At 72.0% G+C, this 19,588-nt stretch carries 15 protein-coding genes; 8 read left to right on the forward strand and 7 right to left on the reverse strand.

What is annotated here, in order from left to right:
• The first annotated feature begins 33 nt into the window (after positions 1–33).
• The 4 genes from CFI00_RS21510 to CFI00_RS21525 are packed head-to-tail and all read left to right on the forward strand — an operon-like array spanning position 34 to position 3,778.
• The gene (locus tag CFI00_RS21510; protein WP_207082987.1) at positions 34–573 is read left to right on the forward strand and encodes a tripartite tricarboxylate transporter TctB family protein; all 540 of its coding nucleotides are present in this window, start codon (positions 34–36) and stop codon (positions 571–573) included.
• Positions 574–591: 18 nt separating this feature from the next.
• On the forward strand, positions 592–2,124 hold the full coding sequence (locus tag CFI00_RS21515; RefSeq protein WP_207082988.1) for a tripartite tricarboxylate transporter permease: 1,533 nt from the start codon (positions 592–594) through the stop codon (positions 2,122–2,124).
• Positions 2,121–2,516 carry a universal stress protein gene (locus CFI00_RS21520; RefSeq protein WP_207082989.1) on the forward strand — a complete coding sequence of 132 codons (396 nt, stop codon included), beginning with the start codon at positions 2,121–2,123 and terminating at the stop codon, positions 2,514–2,516. Before CFI00_RS21515 ends, CFI00_RS21520 begins: the two co-directional genes overlap by 4 nt.
• Positions 2,513–3,778 carry a glucarate dehydratase family protein gene (locus tag CFI00_RS21525; RefSeq protein ID WP_207082990.1) on the forward strand — a complete coding sequence of 422 codons (1,266 nt, stop codon included), beginning with the start codon at positions 2,513–2,515 and terminating at the stop codon, positions 3,776–3,778. Before CFI00_RS21520 ends, CFI00_RS21525 begins: the two co-directional genes overlap by 4 nt.
• 111 nt (positions 3,779–3,889) lie before the next feature.
• On the opposite strand, the gene CFI00_RS21530 is transcribed toward CFI00_RS21525, so the two are convergent.
• From CFI00_RS21530 to CFI00_RS21540, 3 genes are all read right to left on the reverse strand, one after another.
• Positions 3,890–4,564, reverse strand: a complete 675-nt coding sequence (locus CFI00_RS21530) for a FadR/GntR family transcriptional regulator (RefSeq protein ID WP_207082991.1) — start codon at positions 4,562–4,564, stop codon at positions 3,890–3,892.
• Positions 4,561–5,718: a mandelate racemase/muconate lactonizing enzyme family protein gene (locus CFI00_RS21535; RefSeq protein WP_207082992.1), complete on the reverse strand. Its 1,158-nt coding sequence runs from the start codon at positions 5,716–5,718 to the stop codon at positions 4,561–4,563. Before CFI00_RS21535 ends, CFI00_RS21530 begins: the two co-directional genes overlap by 4 nt.
• Before the next feature lie 85 nt (positions 5,719–5,803).
• Complete coding sequence (locus CFI00_RS21540; protein WP_207082993.1) at positions 5,804–6,736, reverse strand: 2-hydroxyacid dehydrogenase; 933 nt, start codon at positions 6,734–6,736, stop codon at positions 5,804–5,806.
• An 89-nt stretch (positions 6,737–6,825) separates the two neighbouring features.
• Between CFI00_RS21540 and CFI00_RS21545 the strand changes: the two genes are divergently transcribed.
• From CFI00_RS21545 to CFI00_RS21560, 4 genes are all read left to right on the forward strand, one after another.
• Complete coding sequence (locus CFI00_RS21545) at positions 6,826–7,737, forward strand: AEC family transporter (RefSeq protein WP_207082994.1); 912 nt, start codon at positions 6,826–6,828, stop codon at positions 7,735–7,737.
• 20 nt (positions 7,738–7,757) lie between these two features.
• On the forward strand, positions 7,758–9,170 hold the full coding sequence (locus CFI00_RS21550) for an FAD-binding oxidoreductase (RefSeq protein WP_207082995.1): 1,413 nt from the start codon (positions 7,758–7,760) through the stop codon (positions 9,168–9,170).
• 10 nt (positions 9,171–9,180) lie between these two features.
• Complete coding sequence (locus tag CFI00_RS21555) at positions 9,181–9,603, forward strand: hypothetical protein (RefSeq protein WP_207082996.1); 423 nt, start codon at positions 9,181–9,183, stop codon at positions 9,601–9,603.
• A gap of 75 nt (positions 9,604–9,678) precedes the next feature.
• Entirely contained in the window at positions 9,679–11,508 is a 1,830-nt protein-coding gene (locus CFI00_RS21560; protein ID WP_207082997.1) for a reprolysin-like metallopeptidase, read from the forward strand.
• A 19-nt stretch (positions 11,509–11,527) separates the two neighbouring features.
• Here the strand turns inward: CFI00_RS21560 and CFI00_RS21565 are convergent, their stop codons facing one another.
• The 4 genes from CFI00_RS21565 to cobN form a co-directional block, all read right to left on the reverse strand.
• Positions 11,528–12,361: a CPBP family intramembrane glutamic endopeptidase gene (locus CFI00_RS21565; RefSeq protein WP_242532559.1), complete on the reverse strand. Its 834-nt coding sequence runs from the start codon at positions 12,359–12,361 to the stop codon at positions 11,528–11,530.
• Positions 12,362–12,493: 132 nt separating this feature from the next.
• Positions 12,494–15,076, reverse strand: coding sequence for an ATP-dependent chaperone ClpB (clpB, locus tag CFI00_RS21570; protein WP_207082998.1), 2,583 nt, complete (start codon positions 15,074–15,076; stop codon positions 12,494–12,496).
• A gap of 79 nt (positions 15,077–15,155) precedes the next feature.
• Positions 15,156–15,926: a precorrin-6A synthase (deacetylating) gene (cobF, locus tag CFI00_RS21575; RefSeq protein ID WP_207082999.1), complete on the reverse strand. Its 771-nt coding sequence runs from the start codon at positions 15,924–15,926 to the stop codon at positions 15,156–15,158.
• Positions 15,923–19,570, reverse strand: a complete 3,648-nt coding sequence (cobN, locus tag CFI00_RS21580; RefSeq protein ID WP_207083000.1) for a cobaltochelatase subunit CobN — start codon at positions 19,568–19,570, stop codon at positions 15,923–15,925. The genes cobF and cobN overlap by 4 nt, the downstream gene beginning before the upstream one ends.
• Positions 19,571–19,588 lie beyond the last annotated feature (18 nt).

Consider the following 19,588-nt stretch of genomic DNA (forward strand, 5'->3'; position numbering starts at 1 on the left):
CGACCACCCACTGCAGCCAGAGACGAGACGACCATGAGCGATCGGGACACGCGCCCGGCCGACGAGCCCGATATCCTCGCCGAGCTCCAGGCCGAGGTCGCCCGGGAGCTGGCCGAGGAGCGACCGCCGGAGGGTGGCCCTGCCTACCAGCTCGTGGCCGCCGCCGTGGTCGTCCTCCTCGGCATCACCGCTGCGGTGCTGGCGTACGGCTACGGGCTCGGGTCGCTCCGGCGACCCGGCCCGGGCCTGTGGCCGATGGCCGTGTCAGCAGCGATCGCCGTGCTCGGCGTGGTCCTGCTGGTCATCGGCCCGCGCCTCGACGACGCCGAGAAGTTCACCCGGTCCAGCCTGCTGGTCCTGGTCGGCGGGGCGACCTTCGTCGGCCTCGGCTTCCTGATGCCGACCATCGGCTTCGAGATCCCTGCCGTGCTGCTGTGCATCGTGTGGCTCCGCTTCCTCGGCGGCGAGACCTGGCGCAGCACGATCGTGATCGCCGTGGCCACGACGGCGGCGTTCTACCTGCTCTTCCTCTACGCCCTGAAGATCTCGCTACCCCATCTGATCGCCTTCTGAGCAGGAGAGGAGACCCCCATGGACTGGAACGCGTTCCTTGACGGCTTCGGCGTCGTGACACAACCGGGCAACCTGCTCTACTGCCTCATCGGCGTCGTCATCGGCATGCTCATCGGCGTGCTGCCCGGCCTCGGCCCCGCCGCCACGATGGCCATCTTGTTGCCGATCGCCTACAACGCCAACGACCCGGTCGCCGCCATCATCATGCTGGCCGGCATCTACTACGGCGCGCAGTACGGCGGCACCATCACCTCGGTGCTGCTGCGGATCCCTGGCGAGGCCAGCTCGGTCGTCACCGTCTTCGACGGCTTCGCGCTGGCCAAGCAGGGCCGGGCCGGGACGGCCCTCGGGATCGCTGCCATCGGCTCCTTCGTCGGCGCCACGGTGTCGATCATCGGGCTCACCCTGCTCGGCCCGGTCGTGGCGGGCTTCGCGCTCGACTTCGGCCCCCCGGAGTACGCCGCCCTCGCCCTGCTCGGCGTACTGCTGGTCGCCACGATCGGCAGCGGCCACACCGTCAAGGCCCTTGCCGCCGCTGCGGTGGGCCTCCTCCTGGCGACCGTCGGGAGCGACAGCTTCACCAGCGCCAACCGCTTCACCTTCGGCAGCCTGAACCTCGAGGGCGGCATCGACTTCGTCGTCGTCGCGATGGGTCTCTTCGGTGTCGGGGAGATCCTCTACAACCTGGAGGAGCGCCACGGCAAGCCCCACGTCCCCGCCGCCATCGCGAACATCTGGCCCTCGCGCAAGGACCTCAGGGAGGCCACGCCGGCCATCGGCCGCGGCTCGTTCATCGGCTTCTTCCTCGGCGTCCTGCCCGGAGGCGGTGCCGTGATGGCTTCGCTCGCGGCGTACGCAGCGGAGAAGCGGGTCGCCAAGGACCCGTCCCGGTTCGGCCGGGGCGCCATCGAGGGGGTCGCCGGACCCGAGTCGGCCAACAACGCAGCGGCCACCTCGTCCTTCATCCCCCTCCTCACGATCGGCATCCCCGCCAACGCGTCGATGGCGATGCTCTACGCAGCACTGCTCGTCGTGGGCGTGACGCCGGGGCCGCAGCTGATCGACGAGCGGCCCGACCTCTTCTGGGGGGTCATCAACTCGATGTACATCGGGAACCTGATCCTCCTCCTGCTGAGCATCCCGCTGGTAGGGATCTTCGTGAGGATCCTGCGCGTGCGGCCGGCGATCCTGGCGCCGATCACGGCCCTGATCACGATCCTCGGCGTCTACACGATCAACAACTCGGTCTTCGACATCTTCGTCATGATCATCTTCGGCATCATCGGCTACCTGATGAAGAAGACCGGCTTCGAGCCCGGCCCGATGGTGCTGGCCTTCGTGCTCGGATCGCTCATCGAGTCGAGCTTCCGGCGGTCGATGCTGATCTTCGAGGGCGACCCGAGCGGATTCGTCACCCGTCCGATCTCCGGGACCATCCTCGCCTTCACCCTGCTCGTCATCGCGTTGCCGCTGGTGAAGAGGGCGTTCATCCGTCGCGCCGACGCCGAGACCCCCACCGACACCCACGACCAGGAAGTAGGCGTCAGATGACCGTCCTCATCGGCTACGTGCCCACACCCGTCGGCGAAGCGGCCCTGGCGGCCGGCATCGAGGAGGCCGCCGCCCGCGGCGACGACGTGGTGATCCTCAACAGCCCACGTCGTGGCAGCACCGTCGACATCACGCTGGTCGGCGACGACGAGGTCGCGCGCCTCGTCGACGCCGCCTCCGCCCAGGGGGTCACGGCGCGGGTCGACCAGGCCGACCACGGCGCCGACATCGTCGACACCTTCGCGGCCGCGGTCGAGCGCACCGGCGCCCGCCTGGTGGTGATCGGGCTGCGCCGTCGTTCCCCGGTCGGCAAGCTGGTGACGGGCAGCGACGCCCAGCGGCTGCTGCTCGAGCTCGATGCGCCCGTGCTCGCGGTGAAGCCCCCGAAGTGAGCCGCAGCCGCATCTCGCGGGTCGTCGTCACGCCGGTCGCGTTCGAGGACCCGCCGCTCCTCAACGTCGTCGGCGTGCACCAGCCCTACGCCCTGCGCGCGATCGTCGAGCTGCACACCGACTCCGGGCTGCTGGGACTCGGGGAGACGTACGCCGACGAGACCCACCTCGCGCGGCTCGAAGCCGTCGCGTCCGCGCTCGGCGGGCACGACCCGTACGACCTGCACGGCCTGCGCCGCGTCGTCACCGAGGTCCTCGGCCGAGAGGCCGGCGGGGGCGGTGCGTCGTTCGGCGGGATGCTCGACGTCGACTCGGCGGTCGACACCGTCTACTCCCCCTTCGAGGTCGCCTGCCTCGACGTGCAGGGGCGCGAGGCGGGCGTGCCGGTCAGCGACCTGCTCGGCGGCGCCGTGCGCGAGCGGGTGCCGTTCAGCGGATACCTCTTCTACAAGTGGGCCGGGCACCCGGGCTCCGCCGACGACGCGTGGGGCGAGGCGCTCACCCCCGAGGGGATCGTCGCCCAGGCCCACCGGATGGTCGACGGCTGGGGATTCGGCTCGCTCAAGCTCAAGGGTGGCGTGCTCCACCCCGACGAGGAGTGCGACGCGATCGAGGCGCTGCGCGACGCCTTCCCCGACCTTCCGCTGCGGCTCGACCCCAACGGCGCCTGGACTCCGGCGACCTCCCTGGAGGTCGCCTCCCGGCTCGCCGGCGTCGTGGAGTACCTCGAGGACCCGACCCCCGGCATCGCCGGCATGGCCGAGGTCGCCGCCGGCACGGACGTCCCGCTGGCGACCAACATGTGCGTCATCGCGATGGAGCACCTGCCCCCGGCGATCGCGCAGGACGCGGTGCAGGTCGTGCTGTCCGACCACCACCTGTGGGGCGGGCTCCGGAAGTCCGCGCTGCTCGGAGGCATCACCGACGTGTGGGGCATGGGGCTGTCGATGCACAGCAACTCCCACCTCGGCGTCTCGCTCGCAGCGATGGTCCACCTCGCAGCCGCGACACCGAACCTGACGTACGCCTGCGACACCCACTACCCCTGGAAGACCCAGGATGTGGTCGCGGACGGCGTGCTGTCGTTCTCGGACGGGTCGGTCGCCGTGCCGACCGGCCCGGGACTGGGCGTCGACCTCGACCGCGACCGGCTCGGCGAGCTGCACGAGCTCTACCTGTCGTGCGGCGTGCGCCGGCGCGAGGACACCGTCTACATGCGCTCGATCCAGCCGGACTTCGAGGTCAACACCTCGCGCTGGTGACACCTTTCGCCGGTCGAGGTGCGAGGAGCGCCAGCGACGAGCCTCGAGACCTGCGAACCCCGAGCGGGGTCTCGAGGCTCGCTGCGCTCGCACCTCAACCGCCGAAGGCGATCAGGTGACGCGGCGGCGGGTGTTGCCCAGGTGGAGGCGCATCGCGGCGCGCGCGCTCTCCACGTCACCGGCCAGGACCGCCGCGGCGACGTTGTCGTGCTCGCGCTGGACCCGCTCGACGTGGCTGGCGTCCGTCATGGAGTACGCCGCGTTGAGGCGGGTGCGCGGCAGCATGATCATCATCGGCCCGAGCGAGCCGAGCAGGTCGACGTAGAACCGGTTGCCGGTCGCGCGGGCGACGGCGAGGTGGAACGCGAAGTCCGCCTCGACGGCCCCCTCGTGGCCCGCCCGGGTGAAGCCGGACATCGCCTCCTCGATCGCGGTGACGTCGGCGGCCGTGTGGTGCCGCGCGGCCAGCGCGGCCGCCTCGCTCTCCACGCCGATGCGGAAGTCGAGCATCGCCAGGACGTCGGCGTGGGTGCGGATGGCGGACGACTCGACGCTGAACGACGACGTCTCGGGCACCGCGAGCACGAAGGACCCGCGCCCCTGCTGGGTCTCGACGAGGCCCTCGGCCCGGAGCCGGGTCACGGCCTCACGCACGACCGTGCGCGAGACGGCGTACTCCTCGATGAGCTCCGACTCCGACGGCAGCTTGGCGCCGGGGGCGAGGTCGCCGGCCAGGATCTTGTCCTTGAGGCCGGCGACCACGCGCTGGGCGAGAGTGGTCGTCACGCCGTGAAGGTAGCGGTCTCCACCGTGAGCTCGCGCATGCGCTCGGTGAGCGTGAAGCCGAGGCCCGGGCGGTCCGGCACGAAGATCTGGCCGTCGTGGATGTCGATGCGCTCCTCGAAGAGCGGGTTGAGCCACTCGAAGTGCTCGACCCACGGCTCGGTGGGGTACGTCGCCGCGAGGTGGAGGTGGATCTCCATGGCGTAGTGCGGGGCGAGGTCGAGGCGGTGGTGGGCGGCGAGCGTCGCGAAGCGGAGGAACGGCGTGATGCCGCCGATGCGCGGGGCGTCGGGCTGCACGATGCCGCGGTAGCCGGCGTCGACCAGGCCCATGTGCTCGTCGACCGAGGTGAGCATTTCGCCGGTGGCGATCGGGGTGTCGAAGGTCCGCGAGAGGTCGGCGTGGCCGACGTGGTCCCACGCGTCGAGCGGCTCCTCGACCCAGACCAGGTCGAACTGCTCGAGCTCGCGGCACATCCGGCGCGCGCGGGCGCGGTCCCACTGCTGGTTGGCGTCGACCATGAAGGGGCCGTCGCCGAGGTGCTCGCGCAGGGCTGCCACGCGGCGCAGGTCCTCGCGCCAGTCGGGCTGGCCGACCTTGATCTTGATGCCGCCGATGCCCGACTCGATCGAGGCGGTGGCCTTCTCCTTGATCTCCTCGACGGAGGCCTGGAGGAAGCCGCCGGACGTGTTGTAGACGCGGCACGAGTCGCGGTGCGCGCCGAGCAGCTTGGCGAGCGGGAGTCCGGCGCGGCGGGCCTTGAGGTCGTAGAGGGCGACGTCCAGCGCTGCGACGGCCTGCGTGGCGACACCGGAGCGGCCGACCGAGGCACCGGCCCACATCAGCGACTCGTAGATCTTGGCGATGTCGCTGGGGTCCTGGCCGATCGCGACGTCCATGACCTCCTTGAGGTGGGCGTACTGCGCCTTGCCGCCGGCCCGCTTGGAGTAGCTGAAGCCCATCCCCTCGAAGCCGTGCTCGGTGGTGAGCTCGACGAAGAGCATGACCGTCTCGGTCAGCGGCTTCTGCCGCCCGGTGAGCACCTTCGCGTCGCTGACCGGGTTGGGCAGCGGCAGGACCACGTGCGACAGCGTCACGCTGCGGATGCGGTCCCCCGTGGCGGCGGTCGCGGCGGGCGGGGTCAGGGTCTGCGTCATGGGGTTCCTCACGTCGTCTCGTACTTGTATGATGAGTGTGCAACTCATTACACAAGTGCGTCAACCCCCGAGGAGAACAGCCGTGTCACCCGACCGGGGTCACCAGCTCGCCGCGCTCGAGGAAGGCGTCGACGTTGTCCAGCACGAGCCGCCCCATCGCCTCGCGGGTCTGGGTGGTCGCACTCCCGACGTGCGGCAGCAGCACGACGTCGTCACGCTGCAGCAGCGCCACCGGGACGTGGGGCTCGTCGGCGAAGACGTCGAGCCCGGCGCCGGCGATCCGGCCCTGCTCCAGCGCAGCCAGCAGCGCGTCCTCGTCGACCACCGAGCCGCGCGCGACGTTGACCAGGTATCCGTCCGCGCCCAGCGCGTCGAGGACGTCCGCGTCCACGAGCCGCTCGGTGCCCGCTCCACCCGGCGTCAGCACCACCAGCACGTCGCTGGCGCGGGCGAGCTCGACCGGACTCGGGTGGTAGGTCCAGGCGACGTCCTTGGCGCTGCGCGAGTGGTAGTGGACCTCGGCCCCGAAGGCCTCCAGCCGCGCCGCCGCGGCCGTGCCGATGCGGCCGAGGCCGAGCACCCCGACGACCGCGCCGCGCACGTCGCGGGCCAGCGGCATCTTCTCGCCGCGGGCCCATGCACCGCTGCGGACGAACCGGTCCGCAGCGGTGACGCCGCGCAGCACGTCGACGACCAGCACCGCCGCCAGGTCGGCCACCGCGTCGGTCAGGACGTGGGGGGTGTTCGACACCACGACGCCGCGACGGGTGGCCTCCGGCACGTCGATGTTGTCGTGGCCGACACCGAAGTTGACGATCGCGCGCAGGTCCGGGAGCGCGTCCATCTCGGCGGGACCCACCTTCGCGCCCCCACCGACGACCGCGACGTCGACCCCCGTCGGGTCAGCGAGGTCGGCCCGCGCTGGCGCGGCGTACCGCTCGGTGAGCCACTGGCGCACGAAGGGCATCAGCCCGCCGAGCTGGACGACACGGACCGGGCGCTGGGCGTCGGGAGTCATCACGCCATCCTTGCGGGGCCGGGGCGGGACCGTCCAAGACGTCCTCGCTATCGCGCGATACCCACGACTGCGCACGGGAGGGACGGGGCATGGACCTGCTGATCGGCTTCGCGACCATCCTCGTGGTCATCGCCGCGGGCGCTGCGCTCGCGCACGTCGGCGTGCTCGACCGCAGCTCCCAGCGGACCCTGGGCGAGATCGCGTTCTTCGTCGCCTCGCCCGCGCTCATGGTCATCACGATCAGCCAGGTCCACCTCGAGGCCGCCGCCGACAACCTCATCGCCTCCTCGGTGTCGCTGGCCGCGTGCTTCGCGGCGTACGTCCTGCTGGCCCGGCTGCGCTGGGGCCTGTCGACCGGTCCGCTGCTGATCGGCGCGCTGACGTCGTCCTACGTCAATGCCGGCAACCTCGGCATCGCGATGGCGGCCTACGTCGTCGGCGACATCACCGTCGTCGTGCCCACGCTGCTCGTGCAGATGATGGTCGTCCAGCCGATCGCCCTGATCGTGCTCGACCGGATCACCGGGCGGGGCGAGGGCGCCGGTGCCGCGCTCCGTCGCCTCGTGACCAACCCGCTGACCATCTCGGCCGTCGTCGGGGTCGTGCTCGCGCTCACCGGGTGGCAGCTGCCTCAGGCCGTGGAGTCCCCGCTCGAGATGATGGCCGGCGCCGCGATCCCGCTGATGCTGATGTCGTACGGCGCCGCGCTGAGGTTGAGCCCGCCGCTGGGTCGAGCGGGCCACAACGGCGAGGTGCTGCTCGCCAGCATGCTCAAGCTGGCCGTCATGCCGGTGGTCGCGTGGGGCGTCGGGGTGGGGCTCGGCCTGGACGACCGGGTCCTGCTCGGTGTCGTGATCACCGCCGCGCTGCCGACCGCGCAGAACATCTTCCTGCACGCCACCCGCTACCGGGTCGGGGAGGATGTGGCACGGGAGACGATCCTCATCACCACCCTGGCCTCGCTCCCGGTGGCCCTCCTCGTCGCCGTCCTGCTCGGCTGAGCACCTTCCAAGGAGAGTGCATGAACGACCTGCTCGCCCGCCTGCGGTCCACCGTCGGCGACGACCACGTGCTGACGGAGCCGGCCGCCGTATCGGCGCACGTCGTCGACTGGACCGGCACCCACCGCGGGCGTGCGCTCGCGGTGGTCCGACCCGGGTCGACGGCCGAGGTGGCCGAGGTCGTGCGCGCGTGCGCGGAGACGCGTACGCCTCTCGTCCCGCAGGGCGGCAACACCGGGCTGGTCGGCGGCGGGGTGCCCGACGGCTCCGGGACCGCGGTCGTGCTCTCGCTCGGGCGGATGCGGACCGTGCGCGACGTCGACCCGGTCGCAGGGACCGTCACCGTCGACGCCGGGGTGTTGCTCGCCGACGTGCAGGCCGCGGCCGCAGCCGTCGACCGCCTCTTCCCGATGTCGCTCGGCTCGGAGGGCAGCTGCACGATCGGCGGCAACCTGGCCACCAACGCCGGCGGCACCGCAGTGCTCCGCTACGGCATGACGCGCGAGCTGGTGCTCGGTCTCGAGGTGGTGCTGCCCGACGGCCGCGTCTGGGACGGACTGCGAGGCCTGCGCAAGGACAACACCGGCTACGACCTCACCCAGCTCTTCGTCGGTTCCGAGGGGACGCTCGGGGTGATCACCGGCGCCGTCCTGCGGCTCTTCCCGGCGACGCCCCGGCACGCGACCGCGTGGGTCGCGGTGCCGTCCGTCGCGGCTGCGGTGTCACTGCTCGGCACCGCGCAGGCGCACGCCGGGGTGCACCTGTCGACCTTCGAGATCGCCAACCGGCAGGCGGTCGATCTCGTCCTCGCGCACCTGCCCGGAGCCGTCGACCCGCTCGCAGCGCCGAGCGACTGGTACGTCCTGCTCGAGCTCGCCGGGTCGGCCTCCGACGACGGTCTCGACGCGACGCTCGAGGCCCTGCTCGGCGAAGCGGTCGAGGCTGGGACAGCGAGCGACGCGGCCGTCGCCGGCAGTCCCGCCCAGCGGAGCGCACTGTGGTCGCTGCGCGAGGGGATCTCGGAGGTGCAGAAGGTCGAGGGCGCCACCCTCAAGCACGACGTCACCCTGCCGATCGCCGACCTCGCGAGGTGGACCGATGCGATGGGCCCGGTGCTGCAGGAGGTCCTGCCCGGGGTCCGGCCGGTGACCTACGGCCACGTCGGCGACGGCAACCTCCACTACAACCTCAACGCGCCGGTCGGTCGCGACGACGACCTCCGTGCGGCGGCCGGCGACCTCACGACGGCGATCCACGACGCGGTCGCCGCGGCGCACGGCTCCATCAGCGCCGAGCACGGCCTGGGGCGCAGCAAGGCGGCGGCAGCGGCGGCGTACAAGTCGGACGTGGAGGTCGACCTGATGCGCGCGGTGAAGCGAGCCCTCGACCCCCACGACCTGATGAACCCGGGCGTGCTGCTGACCGCTCCGTAGGCTGGCCTCCATGAAGGCCCAGACACTCGGTCGCGTCCTGCTCGGCGGCTTCATGGTCACCGCCGGCGTCCTGCACCTCACCACCCAGCGCGAGGAGTTCCGCGCGCAGGTGCCCGACTGGTTCCCCGTCGACGAGGACCTCACGGTGCTCGGCTCCGGGGTCGTGGAGATCGGGCTCGGCGCAGCGTTCGTCGCGCTGCCGCGGCACCGGCGGACGGTCGGGGTTCTGCTCGCCGCCTTCTTCGTCGCGATCTTCCCCGGCAACATCGCGCAGTACGTCGAGGGCACCGACGCCTTCGGGCTCGACACCGACCGGGCGCGGCTCACCCGGCTGTTCTTCCAGCCGGTGCTGGTGCTGTGGGCGCTGTGGGCCGGAGGCCTGCTCGGGCGCCGGTCACGCACGGACCGGGACCTGCCTGCACACTCCTCCTGAGACCGACCCACGCCGCTGGTTTGGCGCGCGCTCACGGGGGCACGAAGGGTGCAATCAGAAAGAGGGGGACCCGCCATGCCCACCACCAGGAGCTGGGCCGGCGTCGCCGGCCTGTGCGCGCTCGCGCTCGCCGCGACGACCGCACCCGCCACGACCGCCGCCGCGTCGGACGACCAGGACACCCGCAGGGTCGAGCTGCTCACCGCGCCGTCGGCCCGCGCCACCACGGAGGCCGACGGGGAGCGCTCGCGCCCGGTCCGCATCGACACCACCGCGCTCGACGACGTACGCCCCGGCGACCAGCTCACGCTGACGCTCTTCGACGACACCACCGTCACCGCGGCCATCGACGGCCGCGACACCGGCAACGGCGCCACGACGTGGACCGGCGGCCTGGTCGGTGACGTCGGCACCTTCACCGCCGCGGAGGTCGACGGCGTGGTCCACCTCAGCATCGCCTCCGCCGAGCACGGCACCTTCGAGGTCCGCCGCGTGCGCGGCGGCAGCTACGAGGCGACCGAGGTCGCCCCACTGCCCACCGGCGACGACGCGGTGGTGCCGGACGCCGAGGTCGACCGCTCCGACCACTCCGACGAGGGATCGGCCCGCGTCCCGGGCGCCGACGCTGCCCCGGTCTCGGGGGCGGACGCCCCGTCGGTGATCGACGTCGCGATCGTCTACCCCGCCTCGCTGCCCGCCTGGTTCGGGCCCGCGGAGATGCAGGCGCAGTTCGCGCTGGGCATCGCCCAGACCAACCAGGGCCTGGCCGCCTCGGGCGTCGGCACCCAGGTGCGCCTGGTGGGCACCCGTCAGGTCGCCGCCACCCAGGCCTCGACGCTGCTGGCCAACTACAACGCGCTCCAGGCCCCCGGAGACGGCGTCTTCGACGAGGCGCAGGCGTTGCGGGAGGAGACGCACGCCGACCTCGTCAGCCTGTGGCTCGGCGGCCAGTACCCCGCCGGCTCCTCGTGCGGCCTGGGCTCGCTCGGCGGCACCCAGCCGGAGACCGACCCGGAGCGCGGCGCGTGGACGGTGATGTACGGCGACCGGTGCGCCACGGGCAACCTCACCTTCGCCCACGAGATCGGCCACAACCTCAGCGCCGACCACGACGCCGGCGCCTCGTCGCCGCCGTACGGCTACAAGCCCTACGCGCGCGGCTACGTCGACCTCACCGCTCGCACCGCGACGATCATGGCCTACAACGACCAGTGCGCCCGGGCCGGCTTCACGTGCACCCGGATCACGCACTTCTCCAACCCCAACGTCAGCCTGAACGGCCGCGCCACCGGCACCCCGGCCGACAACAACGCGCAGGCCGTCGCCGAGCAGGCGGCCGCCGTCGCCGGCTACCGCCAGTCGCAGATCTACCCGGGCGCGGTCTCCATCACCGGACGGGCGCGCTACCGCGGCACGGCCGTCGCGAGCTCCACCCCGTGGGCCCCGGCGGTGGCCCTGGGCTACCAGTGGTTCCTCGACGGCGTGCCCGTCCCCGGCGCCACCACCAGTGCCGTCCGGTTCTCACGCAGCGACATCGGCCACACCGTCACCGTGCAGGTCGTCGGTGCCGCGCCCTACTACGCCTCGGTCGCTGCGATGAGCGCGCCGGTCGTGGTGGGCAAGGCGCTCTTCCGCACCAAGCGACCCAAGCTCCGTGGCGTGCCGCGCGCCGGGCGGGTGCTGTCGGTGTCGGTCAAGGGCTGGAAGCCCAAGCCGAAGCAGAAGAGCGTCAAGGTGCGCTACCAGTGGCTGAAGAACGGCAAGAAGATCAAGGGCGCGAAGAAGGCGACCTACCGGGTGCGCGCCAAGGACCGCGGCAAGAAGATCTCGGTCGGCGTCACCGCGAAGAAGAAGGGCTACGACAAGGCCGTGCGGTCGTCGAAGAAGGTGAAGATCCGGCGCTGACCGCCCCACGCCGGGCGGGTCAGAGGGTCGGCAGCCAGCTGACCCGCCCGGCGAGGGCGGCGTAGCCCACGAAGGCACCCACGTCGAGCAGGGTGTGGGCCACGACGAACGGCATCACCCGTCCCCAGCGGCGGAAGAGCCAGCCGAAGAGCAGGCCCATCGCGAGGTTGCCGACGAAGCCGCCGAGCCCCTGGTAGAGGTGGTAGCTGCCCCGCAGCAGCGCCGCCAGGCCGATGGCCGCGGTGTCACCGAAGCCGAGCTGGCGCAGCCGCACCTGCACGAAGCCGAGCACGACGAGCTCCTCGAGCACGGCGTTCTCCGCCGCGGCGAGGACGAGCACCGGCACCTGCCACCACTCCCCCGGCAGCGACTGGGCGACGACGGTGAGGTTCGTGCCGAGGGCAAAGGTCGCGAGGTAGAACACGACCCCGACCGAGCCGACGCCCGCCGCGAGCCACGCGCCGCGACCCCAGTCACGCCACGTGCTCCAGCCGCCGTCGCGCGCCCAGACCTCCTTGAGGCGGCTCCCCGACCGGACGAGGAGGTACGCCGCCAGCGCGACCGGGACGAGCGCGAAGCCGATCCGCAGCAGCTGGTAGGTCAGGTCGAGCCACGGCCGGTCCGGGGCGAGCGAGTTGTTGAGGTTCGCCGCCTGCGAGGACAGCGGTCCCGGGGCGGTGAGCGCCGAGACGATGCTGACGATGCTGTAGACCGCCGACCGGCCGAGCGAGAGCAGCAGCACGATCGCCAGCTCGGTCCACAGCAGCGCCCGGGCCAGGTCGGGCACGCCGCCGGGGACCGGGGTGTCGCGCAACCGCCACCACGGGCGTACGTCGTCGGTGGTGGCACTCACGCGCCCCAGCATCCCCCACGTCGCAATCGGCATCGGCCGGCCGCGCGCGCTGTAACGCCGGGTTAGCTGCTGTACCCACCCGGATATATCCAGGGCGGTACAAGCACTAACCCGGCGTTACAGCGGGACCCGTCAGGCGAGCACGAGCCCGTCCTCGCCCACGTCGACCTTCACGGCGCCGCCGTCGGTGACCTCGCCGGCGATCAGACGCCGCGCGAGCGGGTCGCCGATCGCGCTCTGGATCAGCCGCCGCAGCGGACGGGCGCCGTACGCCGGGTCGTAGCCGGTCTCGGCCAGCCAGGCTCGCGCGGCGTCGGTCACCGAGATGGTGATCCGGCGCACCGCGAGCCGCTTCTCGAGCAGCGCGAGCTGGAGGTCGACGATGTGGGTGAGGTCCTCCTTCGACAGGGCGTCGAACATGACCACCTCGTCGAGCCGGTTGAGGAACTCGGGCTTGAAGTGCGCGCGCACCACGCCCATCACCGACTCCTTCTTGGCCAGCGGCTCCAGGATCGGGTCGACCAGGAAGTTCGAGCCGAGGTTGGAGGTGAGGATCAGCAGCGTGTTGCGGAAGTCGACCGTGCGGCCCTGGCCGTCGGTCAGCCGTCCGTCGTCGAGCACCTGGAGCAGGATGTCGAAGACCTCGGGGTGCGCCTTCTCGACCTCGTCGAGCAGCACCACGCTGTAGGGCCGGCGCCGCACCGCCTCGGTGAGCTGGCCGCCCTCGTCGTAGCCGACGTAGCCGGGAGGGGCACCGACGAGCCGCGAGACGGAGTGCTTCTCGCTGTACTCGCTCATGTCCATGCGCACGATCGCGCGCTCGTCGTCGAAGAGGAAGTCGGCCAGGGCCTTGGCCAGCTCGGTCTTGCCGGTGCCGGTCGGGCCGAGGAAGAGGAACGACCCGGTCGGCCGGTTGGGGTCGGCGATGCCGGCGCGGGAGCGGCGTACGGCGTCGCTCACGGCCGTGACGGCCTCGCGCTGGCCGATCAGCCGCTGGCCGATGACCGACTCCATCTCCAGCAGCTTGGCGGTCTCGCCCTGGAGCATCTTGCCGGTGGGGATCCCGGTCCACGCCTCGACGACGTCGGCGATCTGCTCGGCGCCGACCTCCTCGCCGACGAGCGGCTCGAGGTCGGCGGCCTCGGCCTTCTCGATCTCCTCGATCTGCTGCTCGAGGCGCGGGATCGACTCGTAGTTGATCTTGCTGGCCGCCTCGAGGTTGCCCTCGCGCAGGTGCCGGTCGGCCTCGACGCGCAGCTGGTCGAGCGCACGGCGCAGCTCGCCCTCGCCCTGCAGCTGGTCCTTCTCCCGCTCCCAGCGGGCCTCCAGGCCGCGCAGCTCCTCCTCGCGGTCGGCAAGGTCCTTGCGCAGCACCTCGAGCCGCTCGCGCGAGGCGTCGTCGGTCTCCTTGGCGAGCGCGAACTCCTCCATCTTCAGCCGCTCGACCTGACGGCGGAGCTGGTCGATCTCCTCCGGGGAGGACTCGTGCTCCATCCGCAGCCGCGACGACGCCTCGTCGATGAGGTCGATCGCCTTGTCGGGCAGCTGGCGCCCGGTGATGTAGCGGTCGGACAGGGTGGCCGCGGCGACGAGCGCGGCGTCGGTGATGCGTACGCCGTGGTGGGCCTCGTACTTCTCCTGGATGCCGCGCAGGATCTGGATCGTGTCCTCGACGCTCGGCTCGCCGACGAAGACCTGCTGGAAGCGACGCTCCAGCGCAGGGTCCTTCTCGATGCGCTCCCGGTATTCATCCAGGGTCGTCGCGCCGATCATGTGCAGCTCGCCGCGCGCCAGCATGGGCTTGAGCATGTTGCCCGCGTCCATCGCGGAGTCGCCGCCGGCGCCCGCGCCGACGACGGTGTGCAGCTCGTCGATGAAGGTGATGACCTGGCCGCCGGCGTCCTTGATCTCCTCGAGGACGGCCTTGAGCCGCTCCTCGAACTCGCCGCGGTACTTCGCTCCTGCCACCATCGCGGCGAGGTCGAGCGAGAGCACGCGACGGCCCTTGAGCGAGTCGGGCACGTCGCCGGCGACCACGCGCTGGGCCAGCCCCTCGACGACGGCGGTCTTGCCGACGCCGGGCTCGCCGATGAGCACGGGGTTGTTCTTGGTGCGCCGCGACAGCACCTGGATGACGCGGCGGATCTCGGCGTCGCGGCCGATCACGGGGTCGAGACGCCCGTCCTCGGCCGCCTGGGTGAGGTCGACGGAGTACTTCTCCAGCGACTCGTACGACGCCTCGGCGCTCTCGCTGGTCACGCGGCGGTTGCCCCGGACGGCCGTGATCGCCTCCCGCAGCCCGGCGGCCGTCAGGCCGGCGTCGGTGAGCACCTTCTGGGCGGGCGACTCCACCGTCGCGGTGGCCACGAGCAGGTGGTCGGTGGCGACGTAGTCGTCCTTCATCGAGCCGGCCAGGTCGATCGAGGAGGCCAGCACACGGGTCAGCGCCGACGAGGCGCTGGGCTGCTGGACGGTGGACCCGGTGGCGCGGGGCAGCTGCTGCTGCACGCGCTCGGCCTGCGCCAGAAGCGTGGCCGGGTCGACGCCGACCTTCTGCACGAGGCTGCGCGTGGCGCCGTCCTCCTGCTTGAGCAGGGCGACGAGCAGGTGGATGGGCTCGGTGTGGGTGTTGCCGCCGGTGGTGGCGGCCAGCTGGGCAGCCTCGACGACCTCGCGGCTGCGGGTGGTGAACTTCTCGGCACCGAACGCGCTCAACTCTGCTCCTTCGTGGGGGTGTCGCGGACCACTCTGGCCCTCACCCGTCACAACGCGCCAGAAGTTGAGTCGATTCCCCTCAACTTTGAGATTTTTCGTTCCCCATCTCGGTGGTTGAAGTGCGAGCGGCGCCGGACGTCGCGCGGCGCAGGAGGTAGGTGTCCATCACCCAGCCGTCGGCCTTCTTCGCCCGCGCCCGCGCGGCGCCGACCTCTTCGACGACGTCCGCGAGCGGCCCTGCGACCAGCTCCTCGCGCGGGCTGCCGAGGTTGGCGCCCCACCAGATGTCCCAGTCACCATCGAGGGACGCGGCCTGGAGCCGACCGTCCAGCATCACGACGAGGTTGTCGTGCCCGGCCGAGACCTCCGCCGCCAGCCGGCGGCCCGTCGTCACCAGCACGGGCCGACCGACCTCGTGGAGCACGACGCGGTGCCGGGCCGCCAGCAACGAGAGCGCGGAGACGCCCGGCAGCACGTCGTACGCGACTCCGAGCCGCTCGACCACGCGGATCGTCGAGTCGTAGAACGCCGGGTCGCCCCACACCAGGAACCCGACGGTGCCCGGACGCTGCGCGAGCACGGAGCCGTACGCCGTCGCGCGGGCGTCGTGCCAGTCGAGGACCGCACCGTCGTAGTCGGCCGGGTCGTCCCGGTCCCGCGGCGGGTCGGGGACGGCGACCAGCTCGACGCCGAGGTCGGCGCAGATCGCCCGGCGCAGCGCGAGGAGCGGGTCCGCCGGTCCCTTGTCGGCGGCGATGACGTAGTCGCAGCCGGCGATGGCCTCGCGCGCCTCGACGGTCAGCTGGCCCGGGTGGCAGCCGATCCCGACGACGCGGACTCGAGTCCTCACCGGTCCTCCAGCTCGCCCTCGACGTCGAGGTAGACCTGCTGCAGCGCGGCCACCACCTCGGCGTCCGGCTCCTCCCACAGCCCGCGCTCGGCGGCCTCGTGCAGCCGTTCGACGATGCCCCGCAGCGCCCACGGGTTGGAGGTCCGCAGGAACGCACTCGTTGTCTCGTCGAGGACGTACGACCTAGCCAGCGACTCGTACATCCAGTCGTGCACGACGCCCGCGGTCGCGTCGAAGCCGAAGAGGTAGTCGACCGTCGCGGCGAGCTCGAAGGCGCCCTTGTAGCCGTGGCGCTGCATCGCCGCGATCCACCGCCGGTTGACCACTCGCGAGCGGAAGACGCGGTTCGTCTCCTCCTGCAGCGTGCGGGTGCGGACCGCGTCGGGGGTCGTCGAGTCACCGACGTACGCCTTGGGGTCGCTGCCGGTCAGCGCGCGCACCGTGGCGACCATGCCGCCGTGGTACTGGAAGTAGTCGTCGCTGTCGGCGATGTCGTGCTCGCGGGTGTCGACGTTCTTGGCCGCCACCTTGATCCGGCGGTAGTTGGTGCGCATGTCGTCCGCGGCCGGCGCCCCGTCGAGGTCGCGGCCGTAGGCGAAGCCGCCCCACGCCGTGTAGACCTCGGCGAGGTCGTCGTCGCTGCGCCAGTTGCCGGACTCGACGACCTGGAGGATGCCGGCGCCGTACGAGCCGGGCTTGGAGCCGAAGATCCGCGTGGTCGAGCGCCGCTCGTCGCCGTGCTCGGCCAGGTCGGCGCGCGCGTGCGCCCGCACGTGGTTGTGCTCGTCGGACTCGTCGAGGCCTGCCACGAGGCGTACGGCGTCGTCGAGCATCGCGACCACGTGCGGAAAGGCGTCGCGGAAGAACCCCGAGATCCGCACCGTCACGTCGATGCGCGGGCGGCCGAGATCGTCGAGCGGGATCACCTGGAGGTCGCTGACGCGCCGCGACGCCTCGTCCCAGACAGGGCGTACGCCGAGCAGCGCAAGCACCTCGGCGACGTCGTCACCACTGGTGCGCATCGCGCTCGTGCCCCAGACCGACAGGCCGACGGACTCCGGGAAAGTGCCGGTCTCGTCGACGTACTTCGCGACGAGCGACTCCGCCATCGCCTGCCCGGTCTGCCACGCGAGGCGGGACGGGACGGCGCGCGGGTCCACGGTGTAGAAGTTGCGGCCGGTCGGCAGCACGTTGACCAGCCCGCGCAGCGGCGAGCCCGACGGCCCGGCGGCGATGAAGCCGCCGTCAAGGGCGTGGACGACGGCGTCGAGCTCATCGGTGGTGCGCGCCAGGCGCGGCACGACCTGGGTCGCGGCGAACTCCAGCACCCGCCGCACCTCGGGGTCGTCGTGCAGCTCGGCGGCGCGGGCGGAGTCCCAGTCGGCCTTGTCCATCTGCTCGACGAGGTCGCGCGCGATCGCCTCCAGTCGATCGACCTCGGACGTCGGAAGCTCGCTCACGTCGCTGGTTGAGGTGCGAGCGAAGCGAGCCTCGAAACCTGCGAGCGCCGCCCGCAACCCCGGCACCGCCTGCGCCTGCCCCCCGAACACCTGCGCCGCCCGCAGGATCGCCAGCACCAGGTTGACCCGCGCCTGCCCGGACGGCGCCTCGCCGAGCACGTGCAGCCCGTCGCGGATCTGCGCGTCCTTGATCTCGCAGAGCCACCCGTCGACGTGCATGATGAAGTCGTCGAACTCCTCGTCGTCCGGCTGCTCGTCCAGCCCGAGGTCGCGGTGCATCTCGGCGGCGTGCATGAGCTGCCAGATCTCGCCGCGGATCGCCGGCAGCTTGGCCGGGTCCATCGCGGCGATGTTGGCGTGCTCGTCGAGGAGCTGCTCGAGGCGGGCGATGTCGCCGTACGACTCCGCGCGCGCCATCGGCGGGATGAGGTGGTCGACGATCGTCGCGTGGGCGCGGCGCTTGGCCTGCGCACCCTCACCGGGGTCGTTGACGAGGAACGGGTAGACCATCGGCAGGTCGCCCAGCGCCGCGTCGGTGCCGCAGCTGGCGGAGAGGGCGGCGTTCTTTCCGGGCAGCCACTCCAGCGAGCCGTGCTTGCCGAGGTGGACGACGGCGTCGGCCTTGAACCCGTGCTCCAGCCAGCGGTAGGCACCGAGGTAGTGGTGCGTCGGCGCGAGGTCGGGGTCGTGGTAGATCGCGATCGGGTTCTCCCCGAACCCGCGCGGCGGCTGGATGAGCAGCACGACGTTGCCGGCGCGCACGGTCGCCAGCACGAGCTCGCCGGCATCGTTGACGAAGAGCGATCCGGGCGCCTCGCCCCAGGCCTCGACCATGTCGGCGCGCAGGTCCGCGGGCAGGTCGGCGGTCCACGCGGCGTACTGCTCCGGCGTGATCCGCACGTGCGCGTCCGTCAGCTGCGCGTGGGTCAGCCACTCCTCGTCCTGGCCGCCGGCCGCGATGAGCGCGTGGATCAGCGCATCGCCCTTCTCGGTGTCGCTCGCCTCGCGGTCGAGGATCTCGACGACCTCGCCGTCACCCAGGTCGTACCCCTCCACCCTGAGCCGCTGCAGCATCCGGATCGCGGAGACCGGGGTGTCGAGCCCGACGGCGTTGCCGATGCGGGCGTGCTTGGTGGGGTACGCCGACAGCACGAGCGCGAGCCGCTTCTCGGCGTTCGGGATGTGCCGCAGGCGGGCGTGCCTGACCGCGATGCCCGCGACCCGGGCGCAGCGCTCGGGGTCGGCGACGTAGCGCGGGAGGCCGTCGGCGTCGACCTCCTTGAAGGAGAAGGGCGCGGTGATGATCCGCCCGTCGAACTCGGGGATCGCGATCTGGGTCGCGGAGTCCATCGGGCTGACGCCGTCGTCGGACGCCTCCCACTCCGCGCGGCTGGAGGTGAGGCAGAGGCCCTGGATGATCGGGATGTCGAGTGCCGACATCCGCGCGACGTCCCACGACTCGTCGTCCCCGCCGGCGCTCGCGCCCGCGGGCACGCTGCCGCCGGCGGCCAGCACGGTGACGATGAGCGCGTCCAGCGTGCCGAGCGCGTCGTACAGCTCGTCGGGCGCGGACCGCAGCGACCCGGCGAAGATGGGTACGCCGACCGCGTGGCCCGTCGCGTCGATCGCGTCGGCGAGGGCGTGGGCGAAGGCGGTGTTCCCGCTGGCCTCGTGGGCGCGGTAGTAGAGCACCCCCACCCTCACCTTCTCGGTGGTTGAGGTGCGAGGAGCGCCAGCGACGAGCCTCGAAACCACCTCCCGCTCCGCGAACCCCCACTGCGGCAGCACCTCCGGCGGCTCGAACCCCTCCCCTGTCAGCAGCACCGTGTCGGAGAGGAAGGCGTGGAGCTGGCGGAGGTTCGCCGGCCCGCCCTCGGCGAGGTAGCGGTGCGCCTCGGCCGCGACGCCGATCGGCACCGACGACAGCTCCATCAGCTCGGCGCTCGGCGACTGCTCGCCGCCGAGCACGACGACCGGCATCCCGGTCGCGGCGACGCGGGTGAAGCCGGAGCACAGATCCTGGGGCGAGCCGAGCAGCCGGCCGACGACCAGGTCGCAGCCCTCGATCACCTCGGCCATCGACTGGTGCCCGGGCCGCGCCGGGTTGGCCAGGACGTAGTCGGCGCCGGACTCCCGCGCGCTCAGCAGGTCGGTGTCGGACGTGGACAGCAGTGCGATGCGCACGGATCCTCCTCGGGGTTC

The sequence above is a fragment of the Nocardioides sp. S5 genome, assembly GCF_017310035.1.
Taxonomy (GTDB): domain Bacteria; phylum Actinomycetota; class Actinomycetes; order Propionibacteriales; family Nocardioidaceae; genus Nocardioides.

What these genes read in the sequence shown, in the direction of transcription:
- CFI00_RS21510 (WP_207082987.1), top strand. Translation starts at nt 34, where the DNA reads ATGAGCGATCGGGACACGCGCCCGGCCGACGAGCCCGATATCCTCGCC.
- CFI00_RS21515 (WP_207082988.1), top strand. Translation starts at nt 592, where the DNA reads ATGGACTGGAACGCGTTCCTTGACGGCTTCGGCGTCGTGACACAACCG.
- CFI00_RS21520 (WP_207082989.1), top strand. Translation starts at nt 2,121, where the DNA reads ATGACCGTCCTCATCGGCTACGTGCCCACACCCGTCGGCGAAGCGGCC.
- CFI00_RS21535 (WP_207082992.1), bottom strand. Translation starts at nt 5,718, where the DNA reads ATGACGCAGACCCTGACCCCGCCCGCCGCGACCGCCGCCACGGGGGAC.
- CFI00_RS21540 (WP_207082993.1), bottom strand. Translation starts at nt 6,736, where the DNA reads ATGACTCCCGACGCCCAGCGCCCGGTCCGTGTCGTCCAGCTCGGCGGG.
- CFI00_RS21545 (WP_207082994.1), top strand. Translation starts at nt 6,826, where the DNA reads ATGGACCTGCTGATCGGCTTCGCGACCATCCTCGTGGTCATCGCCGCG.
- CFI00_RS21550 (WP_207082995.1), top strand. Translation starts at nt 7,758, where the DNA reads ATGAACGACCTGCTCGCCCGCCTGCGGTCCACCGTCGGCGACGACCAC.
- CFI00_RS21555 (WP_207082996.1), top strand. Translation starts at nt 9,181, where the DNA reads ATGAAGGCCCAGACACTCGGTCGCGTCCTGCTCGGCGGCTTCATGGTC.
- CFI00_RS21560 (WP_207082997.1), top strand. Translation starts at nt 9,679, where the DNA reads ATGCCCACCACCAGGAGCTGGGCCGGCGTCGCCGGCCTGTGCGCGCTC.